This window comes from Pseudomonas sp., from assembly GCF_026224925.1.
In the GTDB taxonomy this organism is placed as follows: domain Bacteria; phylum Pseudomonadota; class Gammaproteobacteria; order Pseudomonadales; family Pseudomonadaceae; genus Aquipseudomonas.
The window spans coordinates 1-9,796 of record NZ_JAMFRV010000763.1; the positions used below are offsets into that span (position 1 = coordinate 1).

7 protein-coding genes, 1 pseudogene and 1 riboswitch are annotated in these 9,796 nt (G+C 57.1%); of the genes and pseudogenes, 7 read left to right on the forward strand and 1 reads right to left on the reverse strand.

The genetic code is table 11. From position 1 onward, the window contains the following. From astD to astE, 4 genes are all read left to right on the forward strand, one after another. Positions 1–1,436, forward strand: a 1,436-nt coding sequence (astD, locus tag M0974_RS31795; protein ID WP_297846116.1) for a succinylglutamate-semialdehyde dehydrogenase, incomplete at its 5' end; no start/stop codon positions are given. Between the two features lie 160 nt (positions 1,437–1,596). Then, entirely contained in the window at positions 1,597–2,943 is a 1,347-nt protein-coding gene (gene astB, locus M0974_RS31800) for an N-succinylarginine dihydrolase (protein ID WP_297846117.1), read from the forward strand. Positions 2,944–2,968: 25 nt separating this feature from the next. After that, positions 2,969–3,256 carry a topoisomerase II gene (locus M0974_RS31805; protein WP_297846119.1) on the forward strand — a complete coding sequence of 96 codons (288 nt, stop codon included), beginning with the start codon at positions 2,969–2,971 and terminating at the stop codon, positions 3,254–3,256. Between the two features lie 51 nt (positions 3,257–3,307). After that, positions 3,308–4,318 (forward strand): succinylglutamate desuccinylase, encoded by a 1,011-nt coding sequence (gene astE / locus M0974_RS31810; RefSeq protein ID WP_297846121.1) that lies wholly within the window; start codon positions 3,308–3,310, stop codon positions 4,316–4,318. A 135-nt stretch (positions 4,319–4,453) separates the two neighbouring features. On the opposite strand, the gene M0974_RS31815 is transcribed toward astE, so the two are convergent. Continuing rightward, positions 4,454–4,966 carry a 6,7-dimethyl-8-ribityllumazine synthase gene (locus M0974_RS31815; RefSeq protein ID WP_297846123.1) on the reverse strand — a complete coding sequence of 171 codons (513 nt, stop codon included), beginning with the start codon at positions 4,964–4,966 and terminating at the stop codon, positions 4,454–4,456. 129 nt (positions 4,967–5,095) lie between these two features. Then, a riboswitch (FMN riboswitch) is annotated at positions 5,096–5,264 on the reverse strand. A gap of 216 nt (positions 5,265–5,480) precedes the next feature. Between M0974_RS31815 and ltaE the strand changes: the two genes are divergently transcribed. The 3 genes and pseudogenes from ltaE to M0974_RS31830 form a co-directional block, all read left to right on the forward strand. Next, positions 5,481–6,485 (forward strand): low-specificity L-threonine aldolase, encoded by a 1,005-nt coding sequence (gene ltaE, locus M0974_RS31820; protein WP_297846124.1) that lies wholly within the window; start codon positions 5,481–5,483, stop codon positions 6,483–6,485. A gap of 147 nt (positions 6,486–6,632) precedes the next feature. Beyond that, on the forward strand, positions 6,633–9,251 hold the full coding sequence (gene alaS / locus M0974_RS31825; protein WP_297846126.1) for an alanine--tRNA ligase: 2,619 nt from the start codon (positions 6,633–6,635) through the stop codon (positions 9,249–9,251). Between the two features lie 90 nt (positions 9,252–9,341). Next, positions 9,342–9,796: pseudogene (locus tag M0974_RS31830) on the forward strand (aspartate kinase); the annotation flags it as partial.

A 9,796-nucleotide genomic window follows, 5' to 3' on the forward strand; every position in this document is an offset into this window, starting at 1 on the left:
ACGCCGGTCAGGGCGAACCTTTCGAATCGCTGAACCCGGTGACTCAGGACGTGTTGTGGTCTGGACAAGCGGCCAGCGCGGAGCAAGTGGATGCCGCGATCAACGCTGCGCGACAGGCATTCCCCGCTTGGGCTAAACGCACGCTGGACGAACGCATCGTGGTGCTTGAAGCCTTTGCCGCCAGCTTGAAGACCCATGCCGACGAACTGTCACGCTGCATCGGCGAAGAGACCGGCAAACCGCTGTGGGAGTCGGCTACCGAAGTCACCAGCATGATCAACAAAGTCGCGATTTCGGTGCAGAGTTACCGTGAGCGGACCGGCGAGAAAAGCGGTCCGCTGGGTGACGCCACCGCTGTGTTGCGGCACAAACCGCACGGCGTGGTCGCAGTGTTTGGTCCGTATAACTTCCCTGGGCATTTACCGAACGGCCATATCGTGCCGGCGCTCCTGGCGGGCAACGCGGTGCTGTTCAAGCCCAGCGAACTGACCCCAAAAGTGGCTGAGCTGACGGTTAAGTGCTGGATCGAAGCCGGTTTGCCAGCGGGAGTATTGAGCCTGCTGCAAGGCGCCCGCGACACCGGCGTTGCACTGGCGGCTAATCCTGGCATCGATGGCTTGTTTTTTACCGGTTCCAGCCGTACCGGCAATTTGCTGCACCAGCAATTCTCCGGGCGTCCGGACAAGATCCTTGCGCTGGAGATGGGCGGCAACAATCCGCTGATCGTCGATCAAGTCGAAGACATTGATGCGGCGGTGTACACCGTGATTCAGTCGGCGTTTATCTCTGCCGGTCAACGTTGCACCTGCGCCCGACGCTTGTTAGTACCTGAAGGCGCTTGGGGCGACGCTTTGCTCGCGCGTCTGGTGGCGGTAACAGCGACCATTCAGGTCGGCGCATTCGATCAACAACCTGCGCCGTTCATGGGCTCGGTCATTTCTTTGGCCGCAGCCAACGCACTGCTCGAAGCCCAAGGGTTGTTGCTGGCGAATGGTGCCTTGGCCCTGCTGGAAATGACCCAGCCCCAGGCGAATGCCGCACTGCTGACGCCGGGCATTATCGACGTCAGCGATGTGACTGACCGCGCCGACGAAGAGCTGTTCGGACCGCTGTTGCAGGTGATCCGCTATGCTGATTTTGACGCCGCTATCGCGGAAGCGAATAACACTGAATTTGGCTTGGCCGCTGGATTATTGTCGGACTCCGAAGCACGCTATAAACAGTTTTGGCTAGAGAGCAGGGCGGGTATCGTCAACTGGAACAAGCAACTGACCGGCGCGGCCAGCAGCGCGCCGTTCGGGGGGGTGGGGGCGTCGGGTAACCATCGCGCCAGTGCCTATTACGCGGCGGATTATTGCGCGTACCCAGTGGCATCACTGGAAGCGCCGCGGATCAGTTTGCCGGGTACGCTGTCGCCAGGTATTACGCTGTCCTGACCGCGGCATTTCTGTAGGACCGAATTCATTCGGGAAGAGGGCTACGCGGACTGTCTGACTAGACCGCGCTGTTGCCTTCCGAATAAATTCGGTCCCACCGAGATTTAGGCGGTTAATAAGTAGCCGCCATAAAAACAAATTTACCGACCGAGCCTTGCCGATGAAATCTTACGAAGTTAACTTTGACGGTTTAGTGGGTCCGACCCATAACTACGGCGGTTTGTCCTACGGCAACGTCGCGTCTCAGAGCAATTCCCAGCAGTCCTCCAACCCTAGGGAAGCTGCTTTGCAGGGCCTGGCGAAGATGAAAGCCCTGATGGAAATGGGTTTCGTCCAAGGCGTTCTGGCGCCGCAAGAACGTCCGGACCTGGCTGGCTTACGTGCCTTGGGGTTCAGCGGTACTGACGCCCAAGTCATCGAAAAAGCCGCCAAGGACGCCATGCCGTTATTGGTCGCCAGTTGCTCGGCATCGAGCATGTGGGTGGCAAATGCCGCCACAGTAAGCCCGAGCGCTGATACGGCTGATGGCCGCGTGCATTTCACCGCCGCCAACCTTAATTGCAAATACCACCGCAGTATCGAACACCCGACTACCAGCCGAGTATTGGGAGCGATGTTCGCCAATCAGCAGCACTTCGCCCACCACGCGGCGTTACCCGCAGTGGCCCAGTTCGGGGATGAAGGCGCGGCTAACCACACGCGCTTCTGCCACGATTACGGCCAGCCCGGTGTCGAGTTTTTCGTGTTCGGGCGCAGTGCGTTCGACACCCGTTACCCTGCGCCGCAAAAGTATCCTGCGCGACAAACCCTCGAAGCGTCACAAGCAGTCGCACGCTTGCACGGTTTGAGCGAAGAGGGCGTGGTCTACGCCCAGCAAAATCCGGCGATCATTGATCAGGGCGTGTTTCATAACGACGTGATTGCAGTGGGCAACGGCGAAGTGCTGTTCTATCACGAAGACGCCTTTCTCAATACTGAGCACCTGCTGGCTGAATTACACGACAAGCTGGGCCGTCGCGGCGGTCGTTTTAAGGCTATCTGTGTGCCGCGTGCAGAAGTGACGGTTGAAGACGCCGTACGTTCTTACCTGTTCAATAGCCAGTTGTTATCGCGTGCCGACGGATCGATGCTGCTCATTGTTCCGGAAGAATGCCGCACCAACGAGCGGGTTTGGCAGTATTTGCAGCGTCTGCTGGCTGATGAAGGCCCAGTGGCTGAGGTCAACGTTTTCGACCTTAAACAAAGCATGCAGAACGGCGGTGGACCTGCTTGCCTTCGTTTGCGGGTCGCGCTAAACGAAACTGAACTGGCGGCGGTCAATCAAGGCGTTATCATGACCGCGCCGTTATACGGCACCCTGACCCAATGGGTTGAAAAACACTACCGGGATCGCATGAGCGAAAGCGACCTTGCCGATCCGGCCCTGCTAATCGAATGCCGTACGGCACTGGATGAACTGTCGCAAATCCTTAAACTGGGCGCGGTTTATCCTTTTCAGATCAATTGAAATCCTTCTATAGAGCACCCGAATCATGAGCGACACCTTGCAGTTAATCCTTGAAGACACCGATGGCACCCAGTTGGAAACCACCTGCACCCGCGTTGCTGTTATGTGGCAGGGCAAGGAGTTGTGGATTCAGCACGATGGCCGTGGCCAATTGTTGATCGGCGTCGACGTAGAAGAAGGTGATGCTGAATATGCCAACCTGTTGCTGCGCCCATTGGCCACCAACCTGGTAAGCCTGCAACTGGAAATGGAACCGGCAGATGCAGGCGACGATGAAGAACATGTTCACGGTCCTGACTGCGATCACGACTGAACACGATCTTTTTAACTCGCTCTTCTTAAGCGCTTATTAAGGTGCATCACTATGCTCGCTCTCGGCAAACTGCTTGAACTCACCCTGGCGGGTCGTGAGCCAGCGGAAAAGACTCAGCTAACGACCGACGGCGTGCGTATGCGCTGGTTGAGCGAAGGGGCGCTTGAGGTCCGGCCGGCCGAAGGGCAGGACAACGGCACGGATTTACTGCTTTCTGCCGGTATTCACGGCAACGAAACAGCCCCCATTGAACTCTTGGATCAACTGCTTCGGAACATCGCGCGCGGCGATTTAAAGCCGCGGGCACGAATTCTGTTTTTGTTCGGTAACCCCGAGGCCATGCGTCGTGGCGAGCGTTATATCGAGCAGGATGTAAATCGACTGTTCAACGGCCGGCACGAACAATCGAGTGGTTTTGAAGCGTTACGCGCTTGTGAGTTGGAGCGTCTGGCCGACAGTTTTTTCAGCCTGCCGGATCGCTACCGTGTGCACTACGACCTGCACACCGCCATACGTGGTTCGAAGATCGAGCAATTCGCGCTGTATCCCTGGAAAGAAGGTCGCCAGCATTCGCGCCGTGAACTGGCACGTTTACAGGCAGCAGGTATGAAGGCTGTGTTGCTGCAGAACAAATCCTCAATCGTGTTCAGTTCCTACACCTACGACAAGCTTGGCGCCGAATCCTTTACCTTGGAGTTGGGCAAGGCGCGGCCGTTCGGGCACAACCAGCAGGTTAATCTGACGCTGCTGGAAAGATGCCTCACCGAGATGATAGAAGGTACGGAACCAGCGCTTGAAAATTCGTCGTTACAGGGTTTGCAATTGTTCAGCGTGGCTCGGGAAATCATCAAACACAGCGATGCGTTCCAACTGAACTTGCCAGCCGACGTGGAGAACTTTTCAGAGTTGGAGCAGGGCTTTGTATTAGCCAGTGATTTGGCCGACAGCCGCTGGATCGTCGAAGAGCAGGGCGCGCGGATTATCTTTCCGAACCCCAAGGTCAAAAACGGCTTGCGTGCAGGGATTCTGATTGTGCCAACCACGGCAGATCAGTTGGCCTAGAAGCCAAAACACAGACTCTGTGGGAGCGAACTTGTTCGCGAAGGTCTTAGCAGCGCCGGGGTAATTCAGGCTGACTGCATCAACTTCTTCGTGAACAAGTTCCCTCCCACAGGGGTCGTGCAAAAACTGTTGAACCTAAACCGCAACCCGCTGTGGGGTCTCGTGACGGCGCAGGCTGCGAATTTTACTCAGGGTGTCTGCACAGGTCTTGGCCGCTTCTGCGCCTTTGAGCACGAAGTGATCAAAGAAGAACTTCTGATGCTCATCGCCGGCGTGGAAGTTGTGCGGCGTCAGGACCACTGAGAACACTGGAATTTCAGTTTCCAATTGCACTTGCATCAGCGCGCTGATCACCGACTGAGCAACGAATTCATGGCGATACAAACCGCCATCGACCACCAGGCCAGCCGCGACTATGCCTGCGTAACGACCGCTTTTAGCCAGCAGTTTGGTGTGAAGAGGAATTTCAAAGGCGCCGCCGACTTCGAAGAAATCGATATCAGTTTCGGCATAGCCATGGTTGGCCATTTCCGCGACAAAACCTTTACGGCTCTGATCGACGATATCTTTGTGCCAGCAGGCCTGGATGAACGCAACGCGCTCGTTGGGATGGCTTTTGCTTTTGCTATCGATTGCTGTGGCTTGCATCAGTTCTGACTCCTGTTTAATGAAAAAAACAGGGCGTTTGGATCGAATGGGATACCAGGGTACGTCCAGATCAAACATGAACCAAAATCAGCTCATGGCAGTGCTCACGGTACGATCCTGTGGTATCAATCCCGTTCTCTCTTCATCCGGACTATGACCGTCGGCCCCGGAATCAAACCGGGTCTGCTGACCTTGTCAGTGCATCAGCCAAAGCTTTCGCACCACAAGCGCTCGCGGGCTAAACGCATTGCGCGTCATTACCGCCGGTGGGGAATCGCACCCCGCCCTGAGAACGTCGCCGACAGCATTTTCTGTCGGCGGAGAGTTTTTATCACAGATTTATCGGTTTTGCATGGACAGTTTCTTCTATCGACCCCAGCATTTCCTTATATAGAACCTATCGGTTCATTGAGCCTGGGGCTTGAATTAGTGGGTTGATAACCTCAGTAATCACCTATGACAGATCCTTCCTTGGACTTAACATCAACGCATCAACCCTTTCAGGAGTTTCACCGTGACGGTTATTGATCTGCGCAGCGACACTGTGACCCAGCCCACCGCCGGCATGCGAGAGGCGATGTCCAACGCGCCGTTGGGAGACGATGTGTATGGCGAAGATCCGACCGTTAACCGTCTTGAATCCTACCTCGCCGAACGATTGGGTTTTGCCGCCGGGCTGTTTGTACCCAGTGGCACCATGAGCAATTTGCTGGGTTTGATGGCGCACTGTGGGCGCGGCGAGGAATACATCGTCGGCCAGCAGGCCCACACTTATAAGTACGAGGGCGGCGGCGCAGCGGTGCTGGGTTCGATCCAGCCGCAGCCACTGGACGTGCAGGAAGATGGTTCGCTAGACCTGAGTCAGGTGCTGGCCGCGATCAAACCTGACGACTTTCACTTCGCCCGCACTCGCTTGCTGGCACTGGAAAACACTATGCAGGGCAAGGTGCTGCCGCTGACGTACTTGGCGGCGGCACGCAAACTGTGTGATGAACAAGGCTTGGCCCTGCACCTGGACGGCGCGCGGTTGTTCAACGCATCGGTGAAGCTGGGCGTCGACGCCAAGGACATCACTCAATACTTTGATTCTGTCTCGGTGTGCCTGTCTAAAGGTCTCGGTGCGCCTATCGGCTCCGTACTGCTCGGCACCGCAGAATTGATCGGCAAGGCGCGGCGTTTACGTAAAATGGTCGGCGGCGGCATGCGTCAGGCCGGTGGATTGGCGGCGGCCTGTTTGTATGCGCTGGAACATCACGTCGAGCGCTTGGCGCACGACCATGCCAACGCCAGTGCTTTGGCTGAAGGCTTGCGTGGCCTCGGTTATGCGGTTGAAAACGTGCAGACCAACATGGTGTACGTGCAGGTTGATGAGCGCGCAGAAGCGTTGAAAAGCTTCTGCGCTGAACGCGGGATAAAACTTAGCGCCGCGCCGCGTCTGCGAATGGTGACGCACCTTGACGTATCGCCTGCTCAAATCGAACAGGTAATCGCCACATTTGCTGACTTCGCCCGCCGCTAAACGCGCCGACAGTCCAATTGCGGGCTAGCAATGTACAAACACACTGTACCGGGCGCCTAACGCCTATATAATGCGGCCCTTTGCAAGTCGCACCCTCTTTTGGACGTTTTGCACTTGCCTTTGGCAGCAGTCTCCGTGGAAGAACCTATGAAAAGCGCAGAAATCCGTGAAGCCTTCCTTCGCTTCTTCGAAGAGAAAGGTCACACCCGTGTAGCTTCCAGCTCGTTGATTCCGGGCAACGACCCCACCCTGCTGTTCACCAACGCAGGCATGAACCAGTTCAAGGACTGCTTCCTGGGCCAGGAAAAACGCGCGTACACCCGCGCCGTCAGCAGCCAAAAATGCGTACGGGCCGGTGGCAAGCACAACGACCTGGAGAACGTCGGTTACACCGCACGTCACCACACCTTTTTCGAAATGCTGGGTAACTTCAGCTTCGGTGATTATTTCAAGCGTGATGCCATCACCTTCGCCTGGACCTTTCTGACGTCGGTATTGGCCCTGCCAAAAGACAAACTGTGGGTCACGGTTTACGCCAGTGATGACGAAGCCTATGACATCTGGACCAAAGAAATCGGCGTGCCTGCCGAACGCATGGTCCGTATCGGTGACAACAAAGGCGCGCCATACGCATCCGATAACTTCTGGACCATGGGCGATACCGGCCCTTGCGGTCCATGCACCGAGATTTTCTACGATCACGGCGCTGATATCTGGGGCGGCCCACCGGGTTCGCCAGAAGAAGACGGCGACCGTTATATCGAGATCTGGAACAACGTGTTCATGCAGTTCAACCGCACTGCTGACGGCGTGTTGCACCCGCTGCCAGCGCCGTCGGTGGACACTGGCATGGGTCTGGAACGGATCAGCGCCGTCCTGCAGCACGTGCACTCCAACTACGAGATCGACCTGTTTCAAAGCTTGCTCGCGGCATCGGCCAAGGCCATCGGTTGCACTAACGATGCGCAGCCTTCGCTGAAAGTCGTGGCTGACCACATTCGCTCGTGCGGCTTCCTGATTGCCGACGGTGTGCTGCCGTCCAACGAAGGTCGTGGCTATGTGCTGCGCCGGATCATTCGTCGCGCCTGCCGCCACGGCAACAAGCTCGGCGCCAGCGGCAGCTTTTTCTACCAAATCGTCGCCGCGCTGGTTGCGGAGATGGGCAGCGCATTCCCTGAGCTGACCCAGAGTCAGGCGCACATCGAGCGCGTACTGAAAGCTGAAGAAGAGCAATTTGCCAAAACCCTGGAGCAGGGTCTGAAGATCCTCGAACAGGATCTGGCTGAACTGAAAGGCACCGTGGTGCCTGGCGACGTGGTGTTCAAGCTGTACGACACCTACGGTTTCCCGATGGACTTGACCGGTGACATCGCCCGGGAACGCAACCTGACCCTGGACGAGGTCGGCTTTGAGCGCGAAATGGACGCCCAGCGCGTGCGCGCTCGTTCCGCCAGTTCGTTCGGTATGGATTACAACAGCCTGGTCAAGGTTGATGTCGCCACCGAGTTTCTCGGTTATAGCGCGACCCGTGGCACCGCGAAAGTGGTTGCCTTATATAAGGACGGTCAAGCGGTCGAGCAGTTGAGCGAAGGCGAAGAGGGCGTTGTGATCCTCGATCAGACCCCGTTCTACGCAGAGTCCGGCGGCCAGATTGGCGACTGCGGTTACCTTGAAGCAGCCGGTGTGCGTTTTGATGTGCGCGACACTACTAAAACCGGCGGTGCGTTCCTGCACCACGGCATCTTGGCGAGCGGCAGCCTTAAAGCGGGCGCCGAACTGCGCACCGAAGTCGATGCTGAGGTTCGTCACGCTACGTCCTTGAACCACTCTGCAACCCACTTGCTACACGCCGCATTGCGTCAAGTGCTGGGCGAGCATGTGCAGCAGAAGGGTTCGTTGGTCGACAGTCAGCGCCTGCGTTTCGACTTCAGCCATTTCGAAGCAATCAAGCCTGAGCAGTTGAAGGCTCTGGAAGACATCGTCAACCGTGAAGTGCGCAAGAACTCCCCGGTAGAAACCGTTGAAACCGATATTGAGACCGCCAAGAAGAAAGGCGCCATGGCGCTGTTCGGCGAGAAGTACGGCGACAACGTGCGCGTGCTGAGCATGGGCGGCGACTTCTCGGTTGAGCTGTGCGGTGGTATTCACGCTAACCGTACTGGCGATATCGCGTTGCTTAAGATCACCAGCGAAGGTGGTGTTGCAGCAGGCGTACGACGTATCGAGGCGTTGACCGGTGCTGCTGCGCTGGCTTACCTCAACGCTGCCGAAGATCAACTCAAGGAAGCCGCGACGCTGGTTAAAGGCAGTCGCGACAACCTGCTGGACAAGCTCTTGGCAGTATTGGAGCGCAACCGTCTTTTGGAAAAACAGCTGGATCAATTGCAAGCCAAGGCGGCAAGTGCTGCGGGTGACGATCTGTCGTCTGCTGCGCTGGACGTCAAAGGGGTCAAAGTCCTCGCCGTACGCCTTGACGGTCAGGACGGTAAAGCCTTGTTGGCACTGGTTGATCAGTTGAAGAACAAGCTCGGCCGCGCAGTGATCCTGCTCGGCAGTGTTCATGAAGATAAGGTCGTACTGGTTGCAGGCGTAACCAAGGACCTGACTGGCCAACTCAAAGCCGGTGATTTGATGAAGCAAGCGGCTGCCGCCGTGGGAGGTAAAGGCGGTGGTCGTCCTGATATGGCTCAGGGTGGCGGTGTGGACGCCGGGGCGCTTGACGCTGCGCTGGCGTTGGCCGTGCCTTTTGTCGAGCAAGGTATCTAATCGTCCTCCAGGGCCTGCCATCGATGGCAGGCCCTGGCGTTTGGGACGAATGTTTATTGGGCGCCCTTCATGGGCAGAGGCGGCTTTGAGATGGCTTTGATCGTACAGAAATTTGGCGGCACGTCGGTTGGCTCTGTCGAGCGAATCGAGCAAGTGGCCGACAAAGTTAAGAAGTTCCACGATGCAGGCACTGAGCTTGTTGTGGTGTTGTCGGCCATGAGCGGTGAAACAAATCGCTTGATCGGCTTGGCGAAACAAATCAGCGATCAACCGGTTCCGCGTGAGCTGGACGTGATCGTGTCCACGGGCGAGCAAGTGACCATCGCTTTGCTAGCCATGGCGCTGATCAAGCGCGGCGTGCCAGCGGTGTCCTACACCGGTAATCAGGTACGTATCCTGACGGACAGCGCGCACAACAAGGCGCGTATTCTGCAGATCGATGATCAGAAGATTCGCGCCGACCTGAAGGCGGGTAGGGTAGTGGTTGTCGCCGGCTTCCAAGGCGTCGATGAGCACGGCAACGTACAGCGCCACGTATTCGGCGC